The sequence below is a fragment of the Psychrobacillus vulpis genome, assembly GCF_006861825.1.
GTDB classification, from domain to species: Bacteria; Bacillota; Bacilli; order Bacillales_A; family Planococcaceae; genus Psychrobacillus; species Psychrobacillus vulpis.
In genome coordinates this window covers 1-24,560 of sequence record NZ_VDGI01000017.1, presented here as the reverse complement: position 1 = coordinate 24,560, position 24,560 = coordinate 1, and the positions used below count along the sequence as shown (strand labels likewise).

Here is a 24,560-nt window from a genome sequence, read left to right as displayed (position 1 = left end):
AGAAGGAAAAAGATTTCGCATGTCGAAATAATTATAGAGTCTTTTTGAAAGAGAGGAATTTATGAATGTCTAAAAGAAAATTAGAAACTACCGACTTATTTAAACTGCATTCTATAACAAACCCTGTTTTTGCGCCAAATGGAAAAGAAGCAGTGTTTATTCGAACCCAAATGGATGAAAAAGACAATAAATACTATGCATATTTATATCATGTGGATTTGGAAACAGAGGAGATTACCCAATGGACATATAAAAAGGAAAGAATCTCTTCTCCACAATGGTCTAAAGACGGAAAATATATTGCTTTTCTATCCAACCGAGAAGAAACAAATCAATTGTATATTCTTCCTGCTAGCGGAGGAGAGGCAAAAAAATATACTAATTTGGAGAAAGGTGTGTCCTCCTACTTATGGTCTCCATGTGGAGAAAGAGTATGGTTCACTGCGTCTCTAAAGGAAGGTAAAGCTTGGACAGATGAACTAGAAAAGGAAGAAAATAAACTACCTGAAGCCTATGCTGTAGATAAAATGAAATATCATTCGGATGGTGTCGGTTTACTTCCAAAAGATGTGTACAAACAAATTGGGTTTATTGATTTAGCTTCGGAGCAGTTGACCCAATTTACAGAAGGAAATTTTCAATATAATCTACACGCTGTATCTCATGATGGAAAGAAGCTAGTCTTCGGAGTAAATCGTGACCAAAATCAAGACTTTTCATTCCGTCAACCAATGTATTTAGTCGATGTGGTTACAAAGGAAGAAACAGTTATTATCGATGAAGATGGTTATTTTGGTGGAGCTGCCTTTTCTAAAGACGATCAGTATATTGCATTTGTGGGCATGCCTCGGAATTTTCAAAATGCAACACATTCTGAAGTTTATGTGTATGAAATGAATACAGGCATTCGACAAGTATTAACGGAAGGTATCGATGCACCAATCGGAGATTTCTCAGTAGCAGATTTTCAACAAGGTGCTATTGCACCAGACGTAGTATGGACGAATGATAATCATTTGTACTTCCAAGTATCTACAATGGGGGATGTTCGCCTTTATTTCGCTTCATTAGAAGGTGAATTGTACCCTGCTACGGGCGAAAACGAGCATGTTTATGGATATGATATAGATGCAACTGGTACGTTCGCACTTGCGACAATTAGTAACGCAATATTTCCCGGGGAATTATTTAAGCAAAATTTGGCGACTGGTGAAAGAACAACTCTAACACAATTTAATGAGTCATTTTTAGATAAAGTAGAACTTGTCGAACCAGAAGCAATCGTTTATAAAGGTGCAAAAGATTGGGATGTCCATGGATGGTTGATGAAACCTGCAGGATATAAGAAAGGGGAGAAGTATCCTCTGATTGTCGAAATACATGGAGGACCCCATGCAATGTATACAAATACATTTTTCCATGAGATGCAGTTATTAGCTGCAAAAGGATATGGTGTGTTATATGTGAATCCACGTGGAAGTCATAGTTATAGTCAACTATTTGTCGATGCAGTTCGTGGTGATTATGGTGGCGGAGACTATGAGGATATTATGTCTGGTCTAGATTATGTATTAAAAGAAAACGACTGGATCGATGAAAGTAGACTTGGAGTAACTGGAGGAAGCTATGGTGGATTTATGACGAATTGGATCGTTGGCCATACGAATCGCTTTAAGGCTGCAGTTACACAACGATCTATTTCGAACTGGATTAGTTTTTATGGTGTATCCGATATTGGTTATTACTTCAGTGAATGGCAAATTGGAGCAGATATGACGGATATCGATAAACTATGGAATCATTCACCGCTAAAATATGTGGCAAATGTGGAAACGCCTTTACTTATTTTGCATAGTGAAAATGACTATCGTTGCCCAATTGAACAAGCGCAACAGCTATATATTTCATTAAAAGCACTAGGGAAAGAAACGAGTTTTGTTCGTTTCCCAGAGGCCGATCACAATCTATCGCGTACTGGTTTACCTAACTTGCGGTTAACTCGACTGGACCAAATTGTAGGATGGTTCGAGAAATATATTTAAGTATAAAGAAAAGCCCTTCATTTCTAAGTTGAAATGAAGGGCTTTATTGGTGAATCGCTCAATGATGCGCTGGAATAGCTCAATCTTTGCAGATAATCGCTCAATGATCACGAGAAATCGCTCAATCCCTCAAAAAGATCAACGTTTATCGAAACCTTTTTTATAATAGACAAACACTAATCCAATGATCCAAATGGGCCCTACAATTAAAGCAATACGTGTATCTGGGAAGTATGCCATGAGCCCTAATACTAACACTAAAAAAGCAAGTGCCAAGTAAGAACCAAATGGATAAAGTAGAGCTTTATACGTTAACCTTGAAACCTCACCCTTAGATAGCGTTTTACGGAACTTTAATTGAGATAATAAAATAATGCCCCAAGTCCAAACTGCTCCGAAGGTTGAAATACTTGTTACCCATATAAACACTTTTTCAGGAACAAGATAATTCAGTATTACCCCTACAAGTAATAATAATGCAGAAAATAAGATTGCTTTCGAAGGCACACCGGTTCTGCTAATCTTCTTAAAGGAAGCAGACGCTTGCCTTTGTTCAGCTAAATTAAATAACATACGTCCAGTGCTAAAAATTCCACTATTACAGCTTGATAATGCAGCTGTTAAAACAACGAAATTAATAATGCCAGCAGCAGGTCCAATTCCAATTTTCTCAAACATTAAAACGAAAGGGCTACCATTGTTGCCAATTTCATTCCATGGATATATAGACATGATGACAAATAAAGCACCAACGTAAAAGAGTAAAATACGCCAAAAGACAGTATCAATTGCACGAGGGATAACCGTTTTTGGATTTTTCGCTTCTCCAGCGGTAACACCAATCATTTCAACACCTAAATAAGCAAACATCACCATTTGTAAAGACATCAAAATACCTGTTACTCCATTTGGTGCAAAGCCGCCGTTCGCCCATAAATTACTTATGCCTATTGAAACACCACCATTCCCTAAACCAAAAAGAATGACTCCTAACCCAACGAATATCATTGCTAAAATAGCGACAATTTTAATAAGTGCAAACCAAAATTCAAACTCACCATACGCTTTCACGGCGATTAAATTTACTAATGTCATTATAACAAGTGCTGCTAATGCCCATATCCAACTTGGTGTATCTGGATACCACATTTGCATATAAACTCCTACAGCTGTAATCTCCGCCATACATGTAACAACCCATAAAAACCAATAATTCCATCCTGTTATATAACCTGCAAGAGGCCCTAAATAATCCTTAGCGTATCTACTGAATGACCCAGCAACCGGATTGTGTACTGCCATTTCACCAAGTGCACGCATAATGATTAATATTGCAAGTCCTCCAAGTATGTATGAAATAAGAATTGCAGGTCCTGCTAGTCTTATAGCTGTAGCGGACCCTAAAAATAATCCGACTCCTATTGCAGCTCCTAAAGACATTAGGGTGATATGCCGTTGTTCTAGTCCACGTTGTAATTGCTGATTTCCACCCAATGTTTGTGTCACTCCTTTGGTAATAAATAATTTTTGTTATATAACAATTTAACACAATAAAGTATATAAAGGGAACAGTCTATATTATCAATATTATGCTAAAATTATGTATATGCAAGTAGGACAGGGGTCATGAAAGTGAGAATAGTAACGATTAGGCCAGTAACCGAAGAAGAAATGATCCGACTATGGGAATTAAGTGCAAGAGAAGAAGCACCAGAATGGAAGAAATGGGATGCTCCTTATTTTCCATATGAGTCGAAAACATTAGATCAATTTTTAGAGAAAAAAGATCAATACATTAACCAAGAAGATTATTGGGGTATTTATGTAGACGACGAGTTAGTAGGATCCCTTTGTTATTATTGGGAGCATGAAGAATCACTATGGATAGAAATGGGTATTGTAATTTATGATCCAAATCATTGGAGTGGCGGAATAGGAACGGAAGCGCTTCGAATGTGGATTACTCATTTATTTCATGAATTACCACTTGTGCGTGTAGGCTATACAACTTGGTCAGGTAATGAACGTATGATAAAAGTAGGCGAAAAGCTAGGTATGACAATGGAAGCAAGACTTCGTAAATGTCGGCTATATAATGGTATTTACTATGACTCGATACGAATGGGTCTATTAAGAGAAGAATGGGAAGAACACAAATGACAACTTTGTTCGAATTAAAAAATATAACTAAAAATTATTGGGAATCTAATGAAGAAACAAGTCGCTCATTTTTATTTGCAAATATTACAGCTACACTTCAAAAGCCAGAACGTATTGCTCTACTCGGTAAATCAGGACAAGGGAAGAGTACATTACTCCGAATGCTTGCTCTACTAGACACCGTAGATAATGGTGATGTTTGTTTCAAAGGTGTCTCCGCTAAGGACACAGATACTCGTATTTGGCGCATGAATATATGTTATGTTGCACAGCAAGCAGTCATGCTTCCAGGAACAATTGAGGATAATTTAAAAACAGTTAGTAAATTGCATAATAGTACATTTGATGAAAACTTTGCACGAGAGTTAATGAAGGATGTAGGACTTAGTGATCTCGATTGGGGAAAACAAGCAACGGATTTATCTGGAGGCGAGAAGCAAAGAGTATCATTAGTGCGTTCATTATTGATAAGCCCTTCTATCCTACTCCTTGATGAGATTACTGCTTCCCTCGATCAGCAAAGTAAGGAATATGTGGAGCAGCTTTTAGTAAAATTCCATTTGGAAAAAGGAACGTCTTTCATTTGGGTTACTCATGATACGGAACAAGCAAAAAAAATAAGTGAGCGCATTTGGTATATGGAAGATGGAACATTAGCGATAGATTCAAAGACGGAAGTATTTTTTGAAAATGGTAATGATTTTCCTAGTCAGGTGATGATATGAGTCTATTAGCACTAAGTTTTACATTATTATTTGTTGTTATTACGATGCTTGTATCAGTTTGGCAAAAGCTTGATTTGGAAAAGGAAATTGCAGTTGGAACTATTCGATCAGCAATTCAGCTACTAGCAGTAGGATATGTTTTGCAATTTGTATTTAAGTCAGAAAATCTACTCCTTATAGTATTGATTGTTTGCGTCATGATAGTTGTTGCTGCTAGAAATACGTCAAGACGAGCGAATGGTATGTCAGGAGTCATTTGGAGAATTATACTTGCGATTGCAACGATGGAAATATTAATGATGGGACTTTTACTTAGTCTTCAAATTATTGAAGCTACCCCTCAGTACATTATCCCGATAAGTGGGATGACAATTGGGAATGCCATGATAGCTTGTGGTTTATTTTTAACACAATTAAAACGAGAAATAAAAAGCTCCAGAGGAGAAATCGAAACGTTACTTTCTCTAGGGGCAACAGGTCGACAAGCGGTGCAGGATGTACTGAAGCGATCGGTTAAATATAGTATGATTCCAACAATTGATACTATGAAAACAGTAGGGCTAGTGCAACTTCCTGGCATGATGACTGGAATGATTGTCGCTGGAGCAGACCCTGTAGAAGCCGTTCGTTATCAAATACTAATCATATTTGTATTTACTAGTTCATCTGCGATTACGAGTATGTTATTAAGTATATTGTGTTACAAAAAATTATTCACGAAGGATTTGCAATTGAAAAATCGGGAGGAATAATGTGAAACCAATATTAATTGAAAAAACGCCTGCCAAAGTAATCGTGACATATGATCAAACTCCTTTAGAATTACCGAAAAATATTCGAGTGCAGCATCAAAATTTTTGGGATGAGCAAGTAAAACAAAATCCCCATTTTCGTAACGGGGAAGTATTTACCATTACGGAAATTAACAAAACATCTGAAGAACTTCAAGTAACCGTAGCCGAAACAGACTACAAACACTTTTTATACACGATTCGACATGAAGATTGTGCGTATCCTTGTAAAGTTATTTTTACTTGTGTATCCGTAATAACAAGCGATAATTATATTGCCTTTGGTCGGATGAATCAAAATACTTCGACACCTGGTCGATTACAATTTACAGGAGGGGGATTAGATAAGTCAGATTTAGAAGGCTATATTTTTAATCTGTCCAAAAGTATCGGAAAAGAATTAAGGGAAGAAATGGGTTTGCAAATTGAATCTCCTTATACAAAATCATTTATCCCTAAATTTGTAAAAAGCAAAGGAACATATGATTTTTTGGCTGTTATGTATGAGCTGAAAGTGGACTTAACTGCTCAAGAGCTTCATGCATTATTTGATAAACATAATAAGAACTTGATTGACAAAGGTGAGCAGCCTGAATTTGAAGAGTTTATCTTCGTTTTATTAGAGAAAGCTAATGTACTAGACTTTATAGAAAATAATCACTCGTTAAAAGAAGATTACTTAGAACCGATTTTGTTGAAGTATATTGAGGAAAAGATTATTTAAAAAAACATACATGTGGAATTTTCAGACTTTAGACACTCAAAAAACGAGTTGGCTACAGTCTTTTTATTTTTAAGAGGAAAGTCCCTATAATCTGCTTGGCCAGACGGAGTTTTAAAAATATAGATAAGAAAATCGTTGAAATGGCTCCCTTTCCGCGGGCGTTGCCTTAGCCTCCTCGCTTCGCTGGCAGGGAGCATAGCGACCAAAGAGGCTCAAGCCACGCCCGCGGAAAGCGTTCGCCCTCAGCGGAAATCACTGCTTTCAATAATTATTTTAGTGTGATAGACTAATGAAAATGGATGGTAAGGGGATGGTGTTGAGATGGCGGAAACGGAAAAAATAACGATTAATATGAATGTAGTGGATTTGGGGAAAGTAGATTTATTAATTGAGCAGGGCTTTTATTCTAATCGTACCGATTTTATTAAAACATCAATTCGAAATCAGCTAACTACTCACTCCCAAGTCGTGGATCAAGTGATCACACAAAAGCATTTTATTATGGGAGTTAGTATTTATAATCGTAAAACACTTGAAAAACTTTTAAATGAAAAGAAAAGCCTCTCTATTAAAGTTGTTGGAATGCTCGTGTTATCCGATGACATAGAGCAAGAACTAGCACTAAAAACAATAAATTCAATAAAGATTTTTGGTGTATTCAAGGCTAGAGTTGAATTAAAAGAGGCATTACAGTCAATCATTAAATAAGATTTAATACAAATACCGTGTTCCATTTTCACTAAAAACGATAATCTTATTGGGGTACTAGATGTAGAAATGAAAAAAATGCAGAGAGGATTACGTTCCTCCCTGCATTTTTGTATGATTATTTAACAACCATTGAACAGCTTCCAACAGATTTTCCGCTATAAAATCCGGTTGAGCTTCCTTCCAAGCCTCTCGATATTGAGTCAAGGAACTTGGCCCCCACCCAGTTAAAACTAATATTTTCATTGCACCAACTGCATGAGCAGCCAACATATCAGTTAACCCAACATCCCCGATCACTACACACTTCTTAAGGTCTAAATTGTGTTTACGAGCAGCATCTAATAACATTCCTGGTCTAGGTTTATGGCAATTACAATTATCATTTTCACTATGAGGACAAATAAATGCATCATGAAAGCCATAAGTATTAAACTCTTCTTGAAATTCCTGAATAGAAGCTTCTTTTCGACTTATTCGGTGTTGATTTGTGAATGCAATGGTTTTGATTCCATGTTCTTTAAGCAATTGAAATGCTTCTTGGCTAAAGTCATAAGGTTTGAAGTCCTTTGGATGAATAAAATGCCCAGTGCCACCAATAGTGCCATCCCGATCAATGAATACCGCTTGTATATTCATCATTTAATCCAATGCTCCATAATAGTTACTTCTTTATTCGTTGCATCTAATTTTACATTACGTCCAATAGGCATCGTTAGCATTGGGTGGGTATGGCAACAATCAAAGTCTGCTAAAATTGGAACCTCCATTTTGCCTATTGTTTCCGCTAAAATTTCATATGGCTTTCTTCCAGTCCCTTGATCATCAAATAGCTCATGTTTTCCTAATATAATTCCAGATACACGGTCGAATACACCGTTCAATTTTAAAAGATTAAAATTCTTTTCAACAACAGATGCCGTTTTCATCGTATCCTCAATTAAAAGAATATCTCCTTCTTGTATGACTGGCATATAAGGACTTCCCCAAATACCATACATTGCATTTAGATTCCCACCAATTAATCTTCCATGTGCAGAACCTTCATTTACACAATTCCATTCATTTGGTCTCTGTTGTTTATCATCAGTTTTTACCTCCCAATTAAGAGGTTCATCAGTCCAGTAAGGGGGAGTAGGAACTGTAAAAGGAATACATTGTTCCTCTATTAACATTTCACTGAAATACTCATATGTATTATGAACAAATGGCTCAAATTCCCCAAATGAAGGCACTAAAGCTGGACCGTAAAATGTTGGTATTCCGGTTTGAGCATAAATGCCTAATAAAATTGCTGTCGCATCCGAATAACCAATCATGATTTTAGGATTCTTCTTAAAAGCTTCATAGTCAATGTAAGGCAAGAGTGCATTAGAATTAGTTCCACCAATCGTTGACATAATACAGCTGATGTCTGGATTTCTTATAAGCTCATTTAATTCGTTTGCTCTATCTTGAATAGTTCCAGAGCGATAATGATCATGCTTGCCAGTTAGACACCCCTCTACAATTTCAAAGCCTTTAGATTGTAAAAATGAAATAGCTCGCTTAGATCGTTTTGGTGAAGAAAAAGTGATTGGGGACGAAGGGGAGTAAATCCCAATCTTGTCCCCTTGTTTTATGCGATTCAACAATGTCATTGATTAGATTCTCCTTAAAATTATTTTCAAAATCAATTATAGAATAAAAGCTTAATAAGGATACTAGCAAATCCAATTCCTAGTAGAATTAGTGATTTAATGTTTTTGTTCTTACTCTCACTTCGTCGACGATCCTCTTTTAAAATTGGATATTCCTTTTCAAGATTTCCCATTCTATTACCCCTTTTTTGAAAAATAGATGATACTAAACTTCAGTTCTAATGAAATAGTAACGATTGTATTTGTAGGTAAGTATTTACAATTATAACATAGGTAGGTTAATATTATATTAGAATTTTTAGATAAATACTAGGTGTAAGGAGCATATAAGCAAAGATAGACAGGGCAACAAGAAATACTTTTATTATTGAAAAAGGTGAGAGAAAAATGACTTTTCATGCAACAACCCAGAAATCTGTTTTGTTTGTATCGCTTGTAGTAACTGGATGGGTAGGCTTGGCGAATAGACAATCAAGTAACTTTTCTGATGGCTTTTCGTATTTTATAATTGCACTACTTTTTTTCATTTTACTATCATTTCTTATTCAGTATCGAATGAATATAGCCGAAAAACATTTAACGTATCAGGTTTTTGTTTGGATAATACCTATTTATAAAAAAGTAATTCATCCATATCAAATTAAGCAAATGAAATTCAAGCGTTTTGGATGGGCAACTAAGGGAGCTATTATACAGGTGAGAAAGGGGTTTAATATTCGCCTTTTTGATTTTTCACCAACGCATATATTCGAAGAACTCGTCAACTTTTCTGATGAAAATGATATAGCTTTCATTAAAACAAAGGACTATCAAATTTTAGAATGATGGAAATTCTATTGGAGGAACAAAAATGTTAGTGAATGAACAACAAGAGTTATTAAACAAAGATGGATTTTTTATTAGTACTGATAAAAGTTTGTTAGATGTTGAAGTTATACATAATTTTTTAAGTAAAGAGTCTTATTGGCTTACAGGTGTTTCGAAAGAATTAATAGTAGCATCTATTGATAATTCGATTATTTGTTACGGAATTTATGACGGAAATCCAACTACTGGCTCACCAAAACAAATTGGTTTCGCGCGTGTTGTGTCTGATCTAGTGAGATATTCTTGGCTAGGGGATGTTTTCATACTTCCGGACTATAGAGGACGTGGTCTTAGCAAATGGTTAATGGGTATCATTACTGAACATCCTAAGTTAAAAGGAACAAGCTTCCACTTAGGTACGAGAGATGCACATTCTCTCTATGCACAATTTGGTTTTAAGCCATTGGAATGGATTGAAAACAGCATGGCTAGACCACTTAATTGGGATGCGATAAATGAAGGATATAATTTAAGTAATAAAAAATAGACAAAAAAGGTAACTTCCTCTCAGTGTTCTCGGGGAAGTTACTTCTTTTTCTGAGCTAACTCATATTTGATACGCATTTTCCATTTGCTGAAGTTTGTAAATAAGTAATAAAAAACGATAAATACTACTGAAAAGATGATTACTTCTACTATTAAACTTAATAACTTAATCCAAGTAAAGTTATTAAATAAACTATATTGGAAAAAGTCAAACTTCAAAATCGACTGTTCCAATATGATTTTTGCGATGATAAATGCGAAAAAGAAACTCCAGAACCTCAAAATGACTTCATCCTCCATATAATCTAGTATCATTATCATCTCATATTTGTTCTTCCTTATGTAGTCTTTAATAATTTCTATAGCTTTAACAAGCCGCCCGTAGATATAAAACAAACTTGCATACAATAGAAGTAGAGGGTTTCTCCTAAATAGGAGGGGCTCTTTTTTTGTATAGTACTCCTAGTAGTATTGCTCTAATTTAGGTTAGTTTGGACAATAAATATCCACTTAAACGAAGAGTGTTTAGTGACAGTCAATATTCTAGCCTATCAAGATTAAATACCAGTGTCGCTTTCGATTTTCATATTTGACAATTTATTTGAATATGTTATAACTATTTATATTAAGCCTAAAGCAAAGTATTCAACTCGGAATAATATATTTTAAAAAAGGGGTTTGTTTATGGGAAGAGAATTTATAGATATTTTCGATGAGTGGGTACATTCATATGATGCATCTGTTTCAGGAGAGGATCCTGAGTATCGAGATGTGTTTGATGGATATGACAATATATTGAATGAAGTAGCTAATCGAGTATCAGGCACAGTTATTGAATTTGGAACTGGTACTGGAAATTTAACAGCTAAGTTACTAGAAACGTGCGTTTCGGTCATTGGTATTGAACCAAATACAATGATGCGTAAAATTACATCAGAACGATTTCCTTCTATTGAGGTATTAGATGGCGATTTACTCCAATTTAATGTGGGTATAGAAAGTATAGATGCAATTGTTAGCTCATATGTTTTTCATCATTTAACAGACGATGAAAAAGGAGAAGCATTGAAAGAGTATGCAAAGCTTTTGCCTACAAATGGTAAAGTCGTTTTTGCGGATACTGTTTTTATTACAGAAGAAGCAAAGCAAGCACAAATTGCAAAAGAGAGAAATCGTGGTTTTCATCACGTAGCAGACGATTTAGAAAGAGAATATTATACGACCATTCCCATACTAACTAAATTATTCGAAGAGGCAGGTTTTCATGTGAGCTTTACAAAAATGAATGATTTTGTTTGGTTAATGGATGCGTCGAAAAATAAGGAGCTATGAAAATGAAAAAAATGAATGTTGAAAGTTTTAACCTAGATCACACAAAGGTTATGGCACCATTTGTTCGCTTAGCAGGTACAAAAGTAGGCGTTCATGGAGATGAAATTTACAAATACGATATTCGTTTTAAGCAGCCAAATAAAGAACATATGAAAATGCCAAGCTTGCATTCATTAGAGCATTTAATGGCGGAAAATATACGTAATCATACAGAACAAGTAGTGGATATTAGTCCAATGGGATGTCAAACTGGTTTTTATTTATCGGTTATTAATCTTGAAAACTATGATGAAATTTTAGAGATTTTAGAAAAGACATTGCAAGATGTGTTGGAAGCAACAGAAGTTCCAGCTTGTAATGAAGTGCAATGTGGTTGGGCAGCAAGCCATAGCTTAGAAGGTGCAAAAGAAATCGCTATAGAAATGCTTTCGAAAAAAGAGGAATGGCGACAAATTTATAAAGAGGAAGCGTAATGAAAATTTATCGCAGTGTACAAGAATTAGTAGGAAATACACCTACTATTGAAATTACTCATATTCCGATTCCAAATAATTGTAGAATATTTGCGAAGTTGGAGTATTTGAATCCAGGCGGTAGTGTGAAGGACCGTCTCGGATTATCCTTGATAGAAGATGCTGAAAAGTCCGGGAAGCTTGTGGCAGGTGGAACAATTATTGAGCCTACTGCCGGAAACACTGGAATTGGTATAGCCCTTGCTGCAATAGGTAAAGGGTATAAAGTAATTTTTGTCGTGCCTCAAAAATTTAGTACAGAAAAACAGACCCTTATGCGAGCATTGGGTGCAGAAATTGTGAATACGGATACTTCTTTAGGAATGCAAGGTGCTATTGATAAAGCACGTGAGTTGGTTGAGAGGACACAAAATGCTTTTTCGCCATCTCAATTTTCTAATCCTGCAAATCCATATACTTATACAAAAACACTTGGCCCTGAATTATGGCGTGATTTAGATGGTCAAATAGATGTGTTTATTGCTGGGGCAGGTTCTGGTGGAACATTCATGGGAACTTCTACATTTTTAAAAGAACGAAATGTAAATGTGAAAACGGTAATTGTGGAACCAATCGGATCGATTTTGAATGGTGGAACTGCTGGATCGCATGTGACGGAAGGGATTGGTATGGAATTTTTACCAACCTTTATGGATCGTTCTTACTTTGATGGGATTCATACTGTTAGTGACAAGGATGCATTTCATCAATTGCAAAAACTATCGAGAGAAGAAGGTCTGCTAGTTGGAAGTTCTTCTGGAGCAGCTTTTTACGCGGCACTGAAAGAAGCAGAAATCGCAAAAGAAGGAAGTCATATAGTAACGATTTTTCCAGATTCGAGCGAACGTTATTTAAGTCAGAAAATATATGATTTATTTATGGAGGAGAAATAAATGCGCGCAAAAACAAAGCTTATACATGCAGGGATTGTTGGAGACGAAGCAACTGGTGCTGTGTCTACTCCGATTTACCAAGTAAGCACATACAAACAACAAGCGGTTGGACAATTTAAAGGCTATGAATACTCTCGTACTGGAAATCCTACTCGTCATGCATTAGAAATATTGATCAGTGATTTAGAAGGTGGCGTTGCAGGATTTGCTTTTGCTTCTGGAATGGCTGCAACGAGCTCTATCATGATGCTTTTCAGTAAAGGAGACCATGTTATTTTAACGGATGATGTATACGGTGGAACTTACCGTGTCATGACAAAAGTATTAAATCGTTTTGGAATAGAAGCTACATTTGTTGATACGAGCGATGTATCCGTAGTGGAATCTGCTATTTTAGAAAATACGAAAGCTATATTTCTTGAAACGCCAACAAATCCATTATTAAAAATAACAGATTTAGAAGCTATTTCGAAACTTGCAAAAGAAAAAGGTTTACTAACGATTGTAGATAATACGTTTATGACCCCTTATTTCCAGCAGCCAATAGCACTTGGAGCGGATATCGTTGTGCATAGTGCAACAAAATATATCGGTGGCCATAGTGATGTTGTAGCAGGATTAGTTGTTGTGAATTCTGAGCAACTTGCAAAGGATTTACATTTTATACAAAACTCAGTTGGGGCAGTTCTTGGACCACAAGATTCTTGGTTATTAATACGTGGAATAAAAACACTTGGGCTTCGTATGGAAGAACATCATATGAATGCAATGCGTATTGCTGAGTTTTTAAATAACCATGAAGCTGTTGGAAGAGTATTTTACCCTGGTTTAGCAGATCATCCAGGGCATGAGTTGATGAAGAAACAAACGACTGGATTTGGTGGGATGATTTCTTTTGATGTTGGAAGTGAAGTAAAAGCAGATGAACTCCTCGCAAAGCTTCGTTATTTCACTTTAGCAGAAAGTTTAGGAGCAGTGGAAAGCTTAATCTCTGTACCAGCAAGAATGACGCATGCCTCGATACCTCGTGAGCGACGTTTAGAACTAGGCATTACTGATGGGCTTGTACGTATTTCTGTTGGGATTGAAGACGTAGAAGATTTATTGGAAGATTTAATACAAGCATTATCATAATGATTTTGAACAAACCTATTCATTGATTGTGAATAGGTTTGTTCAGACTGTGGACTAGACGGAGACGAAAAAATAAATTAATAAACTTCAAATAACTGGAACAAGATGGGCTTGTCTAAAACTAGAAAATCGTTGAAAAGGCGACACTCCTGCCGGAATAGCGTTAGCTGAAGACCCCGCAGCGAAGCGTGGAGGCTATTTAAAAAGTGTTATTCTAATAAATTTTCTTTCAAATAGTCGTTAAGAGAATTTATCGCTTTGGCATTCGCTTTCCGCGGGCGAGCGACGAGCCTCCTCCTTCGCTCTGCTTCGTGCGGGGTCTCGTCTGTCTCACTTTCCCGCAGGAGTCTCATGCGTCGCGCTAAATTCTCTTAAATAAATACAGCAAATAGTTCCTACAAAAATACTAATTAGAGTTTTTCAGTGCCCTTAACGTAGTAAGAGCACTGAAAAACTGTCTATTTTTTATGAAAAATATTTTTTCTTTTCTAGAAAATCGTTGAAAAAGGCGACACTCCTGTGGGAATAGCGTTAGTCGAAGACCCCACAGCGAAGCGAGGAGGCTGAGGCAACGCCCACGGAAAGGGAGCCATTTCAACGTTTTTCTTATCTATGGAGTATTGTTAACTTATCCATCACCTAGTTTTTTTCAGTGCACTAGTTGATTGGAGCGGAGGGCGACGACTCCTGTGGGAATAGCGTGAGTCTTGAGACCCTTTAGGGAGCGTAGGCGACCAAAGAGGCTCAAGCCACGCCCACGGAAAGCGTTCGCCCGCAGCGGAAATCAACTGTTTGTCTACGTCTGAACAACCTATTTATTAATTGTGAATTGGTTTGTTTTATATTGTAAATATAGTAAATTCATACAGTTTTAATCGACTACATGGAATACGATAATTGCATCTCGTATAAAGTTGGCATTCAACTAAAATAGGATGACTATACAAGATGCATCCCAAAAAAGCACAATGAATACACTTATTTTGGTTTGAAAGAATTTCGAACTTTAGCTACTACTATCAATAACAAAGGAAGGAATAGCCCGTGAATCAATGCTAAAATAGGCCAAATCTCCTTGTCATATAAATTAGAATGAATTATGTTCGGATGAACAATTAATGAAAGGACAACTAAAATCATACCTAATGGCAATACAATAGAACGATAATCTTGGAGTTTCAGTATTTGTGTCAGGCCTATTACTGAGGCATAAAAATACATTATAGTTCTAATAAAGATCGTGATAATCCACATAAATCCCATAATAACTTCAATGCGTTCTAAAAAATTTCCTATTGATATTCTCTGGGCTAAAGCGTAGCTTGGGAATGTACGTTGTGATGTGGTTTCAGCACCTAATACCAAAATTGGCAAAGCAATTACAATGATTAGGATAATTCCTGCGATAATAGTGCCTAAGTAAAATGCTTTTCCAGAATCTTTATTTTCGTTGATAATGGAAGGAAATAGCATTAACAAAACAAACAAAGGAAGCGAAAATCCACTTATAAAAATAAAGGTACTAGATATTAAAGGCTTTGCTCCTACTTCTAGTACAGGTTGTACATTATGAAAATCGATTTGAGGAGAAATTAAAACGACAAAAATGATAAATAAGAGAACAAAAAATGGAAAAAGTATCTCTGCGGAACGAGCAAAGGTTTCTATTCCTAAATAAGTTGCATAGACGATAACGAGAACAAAGAGTATATTAATAGCATATGCAGGTGTTTCAGGTATGATTTCTGTCCGCATGAAATTACTAACATAAAATACTAATTCTCCTGCAGCTAAAAGGGTAACTATTATAAAAGTAAGAGACACAAGCTTTCCAATCCATTTACCTAAAATCTGTTCATAAATCTCTACTAGTGACAGATTAGGAGCAAGGTTTCCTACAGTAATGTATAGTTTTATTATTAATAAACTTATTACTACCCCTAATATTGAAGAAATCCATGCGTCCTGTTTAGCCTCTCCCGTAATACTCGCTGGAATATTTAAGATAGATGTACCGACTCCATAAAGAATTAATATAACCATAAATTGGCGAACGCTAATTACGAATTTCCCCACTATTTGCTTCCCTCTTTTGCAATTAAATTATTTCATCCAACTTCTCATTAATATTTAGATATTTGTTTTACTTTAAAGGCTTCATTATTAAATCGCTTAATGGTTGAAGAACAAAAGTAATCATATCTAAAGGATTTGGAATCTTTACTTGGAAAGCCAATGCAATACTCAAGCTTGTACCTATCAATAGTAAAATAGAAAAAGCCCAAATATCCTTGGTATAATTCTTTTTTGAAAGATTGGGTATTTCAAAAAGCAAAATGACAGTAACGATTAATAGTATTGCTATACTAAAAAGCACGAATGTTTACTCCTTGGAATTGTGTATGATAGAATTTTGCATTGTTCCTAAACCTCTTGTCTTTACATCTACAGAAACGTTAATCTTTAATTCTGGAAACAATTGAACCCAATCATTTTTTATTTTATTCCATTCTTTATGGTCAGTACGATGAATAGCTTCTCCGAATTCTAAAACATCTGCTTTATAATCTTTCTGAAGAATTTCAAGTGTCTGATGTATTTTTTCTTTAATCGATTCACTCGTTTCTTTATTTATCAGATCAATTGTTTCTTTTTTTGTTAGATCAATATTACATTCTACTACTCCAACATTTTGATTGACTGTAACGGAAACATCTATAGATGGAGACCCGTTTTTTATTTTTCCTTTTACTTTTGTTTTAGCACTAAACAATTCGGTTGTTAGCTGCCCACCATTAGGACAAGAAATGATTTCTACTGTACTTTTTACTTTATTTTTTAAAAAGTTATATCCTTTACTTTCGTCTTCACTTAATGAGCCAACTAGTTTGTCTTGTTTAAATACTGCTAATCCAGAGTATTGCAATTTAGCTGGTGCATCGATTTTCTGAACATTCGATTGCTCTATACCTTGCTTTGGATCTCCTTTTATTGTAATAGCAGACAATATAGTGTTTTTTTCTTTTTTACTGAGCTGGTTAGCTAATTCATCTAATTGGACTGTACTTGTTGTTGCCCAAGTACTTTCTGAAACATCGAGAGAATTAAACATTTTGTTCGCAGGAATTTTTTCTAAAGGTGTTATTATTTCTAATATTTCTTTAGCAGTCGTTTCCTCAGATACAATAATATAGAAGTCGTTCCGAATTTCATGATCTCTTACAAACAATTCTAACGCATCACTGATTCCTTCTTTTGCTAAATCTTCACCTAGAATCAATATTTGTATATGAGCGAAGTACAGCTTTCTTGGAGTTACAGTTGTCATGCGTCTTATAGCTTCGAATATACTTTTTCCTTTTGCATGGTAAACATTTACAGAAGTTCTATTTGCACTCGGATTCCTTGCAGAAACTTCACCTGGATCGACTATTTGAACAGATACCTCGTATTGGTCGTCCACTTTATCAATCCCTATTGCTACCGTTATAGCAAGCTCATTTAATTCACGTTTGCTCCAGCATCCACTTAAAAAAAGGGGAAGGCAAAGAAATAACAAAAACAGTATTTTCTTTTTCATATTGAACCTTCCCTTTATCAAATATTTTTGTAATGCTATTTTCTTTTTTTAGTATTTTTATGAAAGGTTCCACTAGTTGCATTTTTTTTATTGATAAGACGTGGTCGTGTCAATTGGGCCCAACGTGGAAAACGTAGTATAGTGTCTTTTTGATCAGATGGAATAAACGGTGCTAAAGGGCTCATATATGGAACTCCGAAGGAACGGAGGCTACATAAATGTAGGGTTAGAGCAATCATTCCAATGACTACACCAAACAAGCCAAACATTCCCGCTAATATCATAAGTGGGAAGCGTAGTATACGAATAGCATTAGATAAAGCATAGGATGGAAATAGGAAACTACATATTGCAGTTATTGATACGACGATAACCATAGCAGCTGAAACTATACCTGCTTCTACTGCAGCTTGTCCAATAACTAATGTGCCTACAATGGAGACAGCAGGACCAATTGTTCTAGGCATCCGCAGACCAGCTTCTCTCAAAATTTCAAAGGCAAGCTCCATCCCAAGCGCTTCTACAAAAGCAGGAAATGGAACTCCTTCTCGCTGCGAAGCAATGCTAATGAGCATAGGTGTAGGTAGCATTTCTTGGTGGAATGTGGTGATTGAAATATAAAGTGATGGTCCAAGTAAAGCAATACTTATTCCGACGTATCTTAATATACGAATAAGTGAGCTCACATCAGCACGTTGATAGTGATCCTCAGCAGATTGTATAAAAGTTGTAAACAGAGCCGGGACAATAAGCACAATAGGTGTACCATCCACAAAGATGGCCACTCTACCTTCAAGCAGTTCTGCAGCAATTACATCAGGGCGCTCAGTGCTATAGATAGTTGGGAAAAGGGTAAACGAGTTGTCTTGTATAAATTCCTCAATATATCCGCTTTCTAGTATTCCATCTATATCAATTCGGTCTACACGTGAAAGAACCTCTTCTACAATTTTATCGTTTGCAATTCCGCTAATATACATAATAGCAATATCTGTTTGAGTCACTCGTCCCACTATTCTCGAGACAATCCAAAGATTAGGGTCTTTAATCTTTCGTCGAATCAAAGCGGTATTAGTCCTTAAGGTTTCTGTGAATGCTTCACGAGGTCCACGAATAACAGATTCAGTTGTAGGTTCTGTAACAGCTCTATCCTTAGCGTGTTTAGTGCTGGCAGATATACCTACTGAATGTCCGTCTACTAGGATTACGCTTTCACCATTTAATATTGCACTATATAGTGTTTTAAAATCAGTGATGTCTTTCGCATCACCTACTGTCAAACAATAATCTTTCAGAGATTGAGAAACCTTTTTGGAAATAGAGTCTGAAGAAATATCTATGTCTAGTTCCAATGATTTCATGATGAAATCTGTAATAACAGTTTTGTCAGCTAGGCCATCTGTATAAATAATGGCGATTAGTAGTTTTTCTGATTTACCAATTTGCATCTCACGAATAACGACATCATTACTATTTCCTGTAGCTTCTTTTATTTTTTTAATATTTTCTAGAAGTTCTGTATGTAAATATAATGTTTCTGTAGTAGTTGAAGAATCTTTAGGTTCAGGAGAGTTAGAAATAGATTTTCTAAAAAAACTCATAGTGAATCTCCTCCGTTTGTACTTGAAGCATAGAGGAAGTATGCATCATTTAGCTTTAAATTAAACGTATAAAGTTATAGAAAGTGAATGATAACATTTGGATTTATCATAAAAAAGGATATTCCCCATTTTTAGAGAAAGTAAATGAGTAGAGATAATAAATAAAATAGTAAGGTAAAGAAAGGTGCAAGGTATGATTACTCTAAAAAGCGAAAGATTAGTTTCCAAAGCAATCGTTTGCCAATATCAACCTTGGGGGCCAAACAGTGAACAGGAAACAAAGGAGTTTGTAAAACAAGTTTTGATAGATGCGAAAAAAGAAGAAAGAAATCGATTTATTTTTGCAATAATTGAAAAGGAAAATGAAAAAATGGTTGGGGCAGGAGAATTCAATATTCGAGATGTTCGAAATAAGAACGGGGAGATTGGATATATTGTGCACACGGATTATTGGGGGAAAGGGATAGCTACAGAAGTTGCAAAACTTTTAATCGAATTCGGCTTTTCTCAATTTCAGCTTCATCGTATTTATGCTACTTGTGACCCTAAAAATATTGCTTCATCCAAAGTGTTAGAAAAAATAGGCATGACTAAGGAAGTCCAAATACGCGAAGATTTATTCGTAAAAGATGGATGGAGAGATTCTCTGTTATATAGTGTTTTAGAACATGAATGGAGATAAAAACAGTAGGAGAAAATGTTAAAAAAGGGAATAGAGGCTACTTGGATGACCCATTCCCTTTTTTCAATTTCCAAGTGATAAGTATGTGAAATCCTTAAATTTAATGGATGTTAGACAATGCTTGTGGAATCGTGAAATTATTTTGCATAGGATAGGATATGATTCACCAAAAAAATGCTGAAGCGAGAACGATAGCAGTAATCGCACCAAGAGCGATGCCAAATCCAAATCTAAATCCCCCAAATCCAAATCCATCTCCAAAGAATCCTAAGCCATAACCACCAAGATTATTATCTGGTCGAATCCAGACCATATTTCTACTAACTCTAGTAATTTCCCCTATGTGAACTCTACCATCATCACAAGTAATTCTTACCCTCTGCCCATGATACCTACAACATTGACTATATACATTAGATTGACTCATTCGTTTTCATCCTCCTTTCGAGACTATTAACATACACGTATGTCCTATTAACATATGCAACTAATAATATTACGTAATAGACAATAGTCTAGAGGTTGAAAGACTAAAGGAAATATAAAGTTTCTAAAATCATGGAAGAATAAAAAAGACAAAAAAATGAAAAAGGATGAGATATTTGCCGGTAATACAAACACAGAGTTGGTTATATAAATTTGTTGAATTATGCGAGGAGCAGTCTGGAAGAGGTTCAGCTTATTTACAACGTGAGATATTATGTGAACCACTTATGAAATTAACTCCAAAAGTAAATCCAGAAGTATGGCAATATGAACTTCTAAACTATGGATTATTTGAGCCTGATGAATGGTTGAATATAAAAGAAATAGTAAAAGAAATGGAAACCAAAAAGGTTTGGCAAATTGTTAAGAAGGAATATAGATTACTAAAAAAATTATGGAATGGTCCAAAGGTTTCCATCTATATTTTTCCAATAAAGATAGGCAATTTGAAATCAACGGAGCAAATACCTAAAAAAAATGGTGTAGCATTTAGAGGGGCCTTATTTTTATTTGTGTCTCCCGATCTTAGTTCAGGAGAAATAAAGGCATTATTAGCACATGAGTATAATCACGTTTGTCGACTAAACTATTTAGATTTAGCCCCTGAAAAAATTACTCTAAGGGATTCGCTCATCATTGAAGGTCTTGGTGAGTATGCGGTCAAGGATCTGTATGGTGAAAAGTGGTTAGGCCCATGGACAAATCTTTATTCATTTGAGGAAGCTTCTGAAATATGGAAACATCACTTTATACGATCGTTAAATATTAGTGGAGTTAAAAATCATCAACTTTTTCTATATGGTAGAGTCAGAAGCAAATTTCCAAAATGGATAGGTTATCATTTAGGTTATCAAATTGTTGACACATTCCAGAAGAAGCATGGTCCTTTTCGTAATGACGAGTTATATACCAAATCTTCAGAAGAAATAATAGCAGGTTCCAAATTTGCTATTGAGAAGTTATTGTAGAGTGCAGAACAGTATTCTAAAAAAGATATCATTTTTCATTTAATTGGCATTTAAAAGCACGATAGCCTATTAAATGTCGATAATGATGTATGAAATGGTTATGCTCTTCCCATAAATCATAGAAATCCTTATTTATATTTATTGATTGATTTATGTCATTAATTTCACTTTGAGGAAGTTCAGCTGGTGTATTTATGATTTCAATTTGACTAAATCCAACTTCCCGTAACCGCAATATCCACTCCTCTTCACTTAAAATTTCATGGATGCCGTAGAGGCTACATACTTTTCTTTGTAATTCTTCTGATAGATTTTGTTCAGCTGTCATTTCAATTATGATCAAACATCCATTACTGTTTAATACTCTTGAAAGTTCATTTAACGTCTTCGAAATCTGAGTAAAAATAATAACAGACTCGGATATTATGAAATCAAAGGAATTATCCATAAAGTTTAAATTTTGTACATCTCTCTCGAACACTTGGAAAGAGGCTTCACTATTTTTGGATCGTTCCTGAGCTTTTTTTAGCATAACTGGGTGGTTATCTATCGCAGTCACTTTACAATTAAACCTATTAGCTAAAAAAGCTGCAGTCTGTCCAGTTCCACAACCTATATCTAGAACAGAATGAATTGGCTGAATGTTTACATCTTCCAATATAGATTGAGTTAGATTGAAGCCTCCGGGATGTGCTCCGCCAATACCGAAATATGCCAATAAATCCAAATAAGCATTAGACATCGAATTCCCCCTTATTAATACAGCTATAGTATGCGTCATTGCTATACTAATTGTAGGAAAGAGTTTGAATTACGATAAAAGAATAATAAAAGTAAGGGATATTAAGATGATGGAAAAGAAAAATAAGGGTGAAGCAGGTTTTTTCAAAAGCATTCTGATGGAGATTCGTGATTCTATCATATTGGAAGTGATTTGGAACATAATCGTCTTCTTTCCAAGAGTTTTAGTTCGTCTATGGAAGCACTTTTATTAACAAAGAGTCAAAAGAAATGGTAGGTGAGATGAAAATGAATAATTGGCTATATAGTCTGTTTTTTATAGTACTTGGTTTAGTTTCTTTCATTACAGGTGAAGTCGTTACTTTTGTTATGTTGGGATTTATTATCATTAGCTTAAATAATATTCATATAACATTAAAGGAATTATTAACTGTTAATAAGGAGAAAGCTGACACTCAGTGAAAAAACTTATTTAGAAACGAGGTATTCCAAGTGATTGGTAATAGTAAGCCTAAATCTATTTTTCTCCTATTGATGATAACCTTTATAATGACTGGCTGCATCAGTAAAGAAGATCGTTCCATTTTAGAGAAAGCTAAAGGGGATGGTCTCACATATAGTGAATATTTTAAGTCAGTTGATGAGCTTGATCATAGGCAAAATGTTATATATTATAAGCCTTTGCCAATTGATAAGATGTTAGCGCTTGTACCTGAATCCATGAAGAAATCCGTGCATCTTGTTAATTCGAAAAAGCTGCCTTTTGAAGTAAATGAACAAACTGCATATGTTGTTACATCAAAAGATGAGCAGGGAAATTTACAAAATCAACTACAACTCACATATCTTAATAACTCTGAGTATGGTCAACCAGAAGAATTTCTCATCATTTCAGTTACGGAAGTAGATGAAAATCCACTTGAAAAATATGATTTCTCCAAAGAAAAAACGGATACTGTGGGAAATGAGATTAAAAAAGAAATCTTAACAGATGAAATACCAATTTTTCATCAAGTGATTAATACAAATGGAGGACTTGCTTATAGGTATTATATGTACAATGAAAAAGAAGAACGTGTAGGTACTATGGTAACATCTGCTAATGAATTATATTCTTATTATAACGGTCATCTTTATCATGTAGGTTATTGGGTGGAAAACCAAAATACAAAAGGAGTTCAAGAGGAAATCCTTCAAGTAACTAAAGAGTTTATTTTAAGTAAATAAAATTAGGAGGAAAATATTGTGACTATCTCTCTTCAAGTAGTTTCAGAAATAGAGTCACCAATATTACGAAATCTGTATTCTTTGTATTTACATGACCTATCAACATTTACTACAAATATTGATATTGCAGCAGATGGTTTTTTTCATTTTGAGGATTTACATACATTTTGGAAAATAGAAGGTATTTCTCCGTATTTTATAAAGTACGAAGATAGTATTATAGGATTTTTATTATTATTAGAGAGACCTTTTTTAAAAAAAGATAGTGACTATTGCGTAAATGATATTTTTATATTAAATAAGTACAAAGGTAAAGGGTTAGGTAAACAAGTTTTGCAAAAATTGTTTGCTGAAAAACATGGGAGGTACACTGTAATAGAGCTCGTTGAAAATGTACCTGCTGTTTCTTTTTGGAAGAAGGTATATAAACAATTAAATATCGAATTTGATGAAAAAAGTGAGCTGGTTGATGGTGAACCATGTTTTATTCAGACATTTTCAATATAAGTATCAAATGTTTGAAGTTTTAATATTTATTCACTAATAAGAGATGTATGTGGTTGCAAAAGCATATTTTACTAGTAAGAGAATCAAGCAGTGCCCGCCACTTCGCTTTCCGTGGGCTTGGCTTTAGCCTCCTCGTCACCGCAAAGACACTGGCCAAATAAAGTTGGGCCAGTGTCTTTCCTACGGGGTCTTCAGCTCAAGCTATTCCCACAGGAGTCTACGTGGCGGGCCCTACTTATTTTTCAAAAGTTGAAAGTGGAAATCTGAAGATGCTGTGATTAATAAAGGTTTTTCGGAATATCTAATAAAAATTACAAATTGACTATCCCATCTCATCAAGTGAAAAGGCTTTTATTGTCCACTTTTCTATTTATTGAAGATAAAAATGTGTGGAAGGTGGCGACTCCTGCGGGACAGTGAGACAGTCCAAGACCCACAGGCAATAGGTAGGAAGGCTAAGATCGCCGCGTCCTGCGGCAACGCCTTCATGACCAACATCCTGTTGGCGCGAGCCTGCGGAAAGCGTCCGCCTGGAGCGATTGTTACAGGAAAAGCACAATAATTATTAAGTTCTTAATACATTTTGATTCATAAAAAAGCATTTGTCGACAAGCTAAAAGCCCCTCTTGCACTGACCTAAAAAAATGAGACAAATAAAAACACCTTTCGTTGAAAAGCGGGTATACAATACCTAAATTCAATACGGAGGTGTTTTTTCTATGGGAACAAGAGTCAGTTATCCAGTAGAAGTGAA

Annotated in this window: 29 protein-coding genes; 18 read left to right on the top strand and 11 right to left on the bottom strand. The window is 35.2% G+C overall.

Annotated features, from left to right (window positions below):
- The first annotated feature begins 65 nt into the window (after positions 1-65).
- Positions 66-2,042 (top strand): S9 family peptidase, encoded by a 1,977-nt coding sequence (locus FG384_RS14470; protein ID WP_142643320.1) that lies wholly within the window; start codon positions 66-68, stop codon positions 2,040-2,042.
- Between the two features lie 138 nt (positions 2,043-2,180).
- Here FG384_RS14470 and FG384_RS14465 read toward each other — a convergent pair whose 3' ends face one another.
- Positions 2,181-3,482 carry an amino acid permease gene (locus tag FG384_RS14465; protein ID WP_240793442.1) on the bottom strand — a complete coding sequence of 434 codons (1,302 nt, stop codon included), beginning with the start codon at positions 3,480-3,482 and terminating at the stop codon, positions 2,181-2,183.
- A gap of 186 nt (positions 3,483-3,668) precedes the next feature.
- On the opposite strand from FG384_RS14465, the gene FG384_RS14460 reads away from it, so the two are divergent.
- The 5 genes from FG384_RS14460 to FG384_RS14440 all read left to right on the top strand — a co-directional run bounded on the left by FG384_RS14460 (position 3,669) and on the right by FG384_RS14440 (position 7,150).
- Entirely contained in the window at positions 3,669-4,202 is a 534-nt protein-coding gene (locus FG384_RS14460; RefSeq protein ID WP_142643318.1) for a GNAT family N-acetyltransferase, read from the top strand.
- Positions 4,199-4,927 (top strand): ABC transporter ATP-binding protein, encoded by a 729-nt coding sequence (locus FG384_RS14455; protein ID WP_142643317.1) that lies wholly within the window; start codon positions 4,199-4,201, stop codon positions 4,925-4,927. Before FG384_RS14460 ends, FG384_RS14455 begins: the two co-directional genes overlap by 4 nt.
- Positions 4,924-5,679, top strand: a complete 756-nt coding sequence (locus tag FG384_RS14450) for an ABC transporter permease (protein WP_142643316.1) — start codon at positions 4,924-4,926, stop codon at positions 5,677-5,679. Before FG384_RS14455 ends, FG384_RS14450 begins: the two co-directional genes overlap by 4 nt.
- 1 nt (position 5,680) lies before the next feature.
- Positions 5,681-6,442, top strand: a complete 762-nt coding sequence (locus tag FG384_RS14445) for a hypothetical protein (RefSeq protein WP_142643315.1) — start codon at positions 5,681-5,683, stop codon at positions 6,440-6,442.
- Between the two features lie 321 nt (positions 6,443-6,763).
- Entirely contained in the window at positions 6,764-7,150 is a 387-nt protein-coding gene (locus FG384_RS14440) for a CopG family transcriptional regulator (protein ID WP_142643314.1), read from the top strand.
- 90 nt (positions 7,151-7,240) lie between these two features.
- Here FG384_RS14440 and FG384_RS14435 read toward each other — a convergent pair whose 3' ends face one another.
- From FG384_RS14435 to FG384_RS19865, 3 genes are read right to left on the bottom strand one after another with little or no spacing between them, the layout of a single operon-like run.
- Complete coding sequence (locus FG384_RS14435; RefSeq protein ID WP_142643313.1) at positions 7,241-7,792, bottom strand: HAD-IIIA family hydrolase; 552 nt, start codon at positions 7,790-7,792, stop codon at positions 7,241-7,243.
- A complete protein-coding gene (locus tag FG384_RS14430; RefSeq protein ID WP_142643312.1) occupies positions 7,789-8,790 on the bottom strand; it encodes a S66 family peptidase in 1,002 nt (333 codons plus the stop codon). Before FG384_RS14430 ends, FG384_RS14435 begins: the two co-directional genes overlap by 4 nt.
- A 32-nt stretch (positions 8,791-8,822) precedes the next feature.
- Entirely contained in the window at positions 8,823-8,963 is a 141-nt protein-coding gene (locus FG384_RS19865) for a hypothetical protein (protein ID WP_166462455.1), read from the bottom strand.
- Between the two features lie 214 nt (positions 8,964-9,177).
- Between FG384_RS19865 and FG384_RS14425 the strand changes: the two genes are divergently transcribed.
- Together FG384_RS14425 and FG384_RS14420 are read left to right on the top strand one after the other, a co-directional pair.
- Entirely contained in the window at positions 9,178-9,615 is a 438-nt protein-coding gene (locus FG384_RS14425; RefSeq protein WP_142643311.1) for a hypothetical protein, read from the top strand.
- 25 nt (positions 9,616-9,640) lie between these two features.
- The gene (locus FG384_RS14420) at positions 9,641-10,144 is read left to right on the top strand and encodes a GNAT family N-acetyltransferase (RefSeq protein WP_142643310.1); all 504 of its coding nucleotides are present in this window, start codon (positions 9,641-9,643) and stop codon (positions 10,142-10,144) included.
- Between the two features lie 38 nt (positions 10,145-10,182).
- On the opposite strand, the gene FG384_RS14415 is transcribed toward FG384_RS14420, so the two are convergent.
- Entirely contained in the window at positions 10,183-10,464 is a 282-nt protein-coding gene (locus FG384_RS14415; protein ID WP_205961807.1) for a hypothetical protein, read from the bottom strand.
- Between the two features lie 363 nt (positions 10,465-10,827).
- On the opposite strand from FG384_RS14415, the gene FG384_RS14410 reads away from it, so the two are divergent.
- The 4 genes from FG384_RS14410 to FG384_RS14395 are packed head-to-tail and all read left to right on the top strand — an operon-like array spanning position 10,828 to position 14,014.
- On the top strand, positions 10,828-11,475 hold the full coding sequence (locus FG384_RS14410) for a class I SAM-dependent methyltransferase (protein ID WP_142643308.1): 648 nt from the start codon (positions 10,828-10,830) through the stop codon (positions 11,473-11,475).
- 2 nt (positions 11,476-11,477) lie between these two features.
- A complete protein-coding gene (locus tag FG384_RS14405; RefSeq protein ID WP_142643307.1) occupies positions 11,478-11,948 on the top strand; it encodes an S-ribosylhomocysteine lyase in 471 nt (156 codons plus the stop codon).
- Complete coding sequence (locus FG384_RS14400; protein WP_142643306.1) at positions 11,948-12,880, top strand: PLP-dependent cysteine synthase family protein; 933 nt, start codon at positions 11,948-11,950, stop codon at positions 12,878-12,880. Before FG384_RS14405 ends, FG384_RS14400 begins: the two co-directional genes overlap by 1 nt.
- The gene (locus FG384_RS14395) at positions 12,881-14,014 is read left to right on the top strand and encodes a bifunctional cystathionine gamma-lyase/homocysteine desulfhydrase (RefSeq protein WP_142643305.1); all 1,134 of its coding nucleotides are present in this window, start codon (positions 12,881-12,883) and stop codon (positions 14,012-14,014) included.
- Between the two features lie 978 nt (positions 14,015-14,992).
- On the opposite strand, the gene FG384_RS14390 is transcribed toward FG384_RS14395, so the two are convergent.
- From FG384_RS14390 to FG384_RS14375, 4 genes are all read right to left on the bottom strand, one after another.
- Positions 14,993-16,090: a GerAB/ArcD/ProY family transporter gene (locus FG384_RS14390; protein WP_142643304.1), complete on the bottom strand. Its 1,098-nt coding sequence runs from the start codon at positions 16,088-16,090 to the stop codon at positions 14,993-14,995.
- 67 nt (positions 16,091-16,157) lie between these two features.
- On the bottom strand, positions 16,158-16,391 hold the full coding sequence (locus FG384_RS14385) for a hypothetical protein (RefSeq protein WP_142643303.1): 234 nt from the start codon (positions 16,389-16,391) through the stop codon (positions 16,158-16,160).
- A gap of 6 nt (positions 16,392-16,397) precedes the next feature.
- Positions 16,398-17,594, bottom strand: coding sequence for a Ger(x)C family spore germination protein (locus FG384_RS14380; protein WP_142643302.1), 1,197 nt, complete (start codon positions 17,592-17,594; stop codon positions 16,398-16,400).
- Positions 17,595-17,629: 35 nt separating this feature from the next.
- Positions 17,630-19,195, bottom strand: coding sequence for a spore germination protein (locus tag FG384_RS14375; protein ID WP_142643301.1), 1,566 nt, complete (start codon positions 19,193-19,195; stop codon positions 17,630-17,632).
- A 193-nt stretch (positions 19,196-19,388) separates the two neighbouring features.
- On the opposite strand from FG384_RS14375, the gene FG384_RS14370 reads away from it, so the two are divergent.
- Positions 19,389-19,877, top strand: a complete 489-nt coding sequence (locus FG384_RS14370) for a GNAT family N-acetyltransferase (RefSeq protein ID WP_142643300.1) — start codon at positions 19,389-19,391, stop codon at positions 19,875-19,877.
- Positions 19,878-20,040: 163 nt separating this feature from the next.
- Here FG384_RS14370 and FG384_RS14365 read toward each other — a convergent pair whose 3' ends face one another.
- Positions 20,041-20,304 (bottom strand): hypothetical protein, encoded by a 264-nt coding sequence (locus tag FG384_RS14365; RefSeq protein ID WP_142643299.1) that lies wholly within the window; start codon positions 20,302-20,304, stop codon positions 20,041-20,043.
- Between the two features lie 175 nt (positions 20,305-20,479).
- Here FG384_RS14365 and FG384_RS14360 point away from each other — a divergent pair, with 175 nt between their 5' ends.
- The gene (locus FG384_RS14360) at positions 20,480-21,331 is read left to right on the top strand and encodes a DUF2268 domain-containing putative Zn-dependent protease (RefSeq protein WP_142643298.1); all 852 of its coding nucleotides are present in this window, start codon (positions 20,480-20,482) and stop codon (positions 21,329-21,331) included.
- Positions 21,332-21,359: 28 nt separating this feature from the next.
- Here the strand turns inward: FG384_RS14360 and FG384_RS14355 are convergent, their stop codons facing one another.
- Positions 21,360-22,073: a class I SAM-dependent methyltransferase gene (locus tag FG384_RS14355; RefSeq protein ID WP_142643297.1), complete on the bottom strand. Its 714-nt coding sequence runs from the start codon at positions 22,071-22,073 to the stop codon at positions 21,360-21,362.
- A gap of 64 nt (positions 22,074-22,137) precedes the next feature.
- Here FG384_RS14355 and FG384_RS14350 point away from each other — a divergent pair, with 64 nt between their 5' ends.
- The 4 genes from FG384_RS14350 to FG384_RS14340 are packed head-to-tail and all read left to right on the top strand — an operon-like array spanning position 22,138 to position 23,806.
- Complete coding sequence (locus tag FG384_RS14350) at positions 22,138-22,326, top strand: hypothetical protein (protein WP_142643296.1); 189 nt, start codon at positions 22,138-22,140, stop codon at positions 22,324-22,326.
- A 34-nt stretch (positions 22,327-22,360) separates the two neighbouring features.
- Positions 22,361-22,534, top strand: a complete 174-nt coding sequence (locus FG384_RS19860; protein WP_166462454.1) for a hypothetical protein — start codon at positions 22,361-22,363, stop codon at positions 22,532-22,534.
- Positions 22,535-22,564: 30 nt separating this feature from the next.
- Entirely contained in the window at positions 22,565-23,299 is a 735-nt protein-coding gene (locus tag FG384_RS14345; RefSeq protein ID WP_142643295.1) for a hypothetical protein, read from the top strand.
- An 18-nt stretch (positions 23,300-23,317) separates the two neighbouring features.
- Entirely contained in the window at positions 23,318-23,806 is a 489-nt protein-coding gene (locus FG384_RS14340) for a GNAT family N-acetyltransferase (RefSeq protein WP_142643294.1), read from the top strand.
- Positions 23,807-24,560 lie beyond the last annotated feature (754 nt).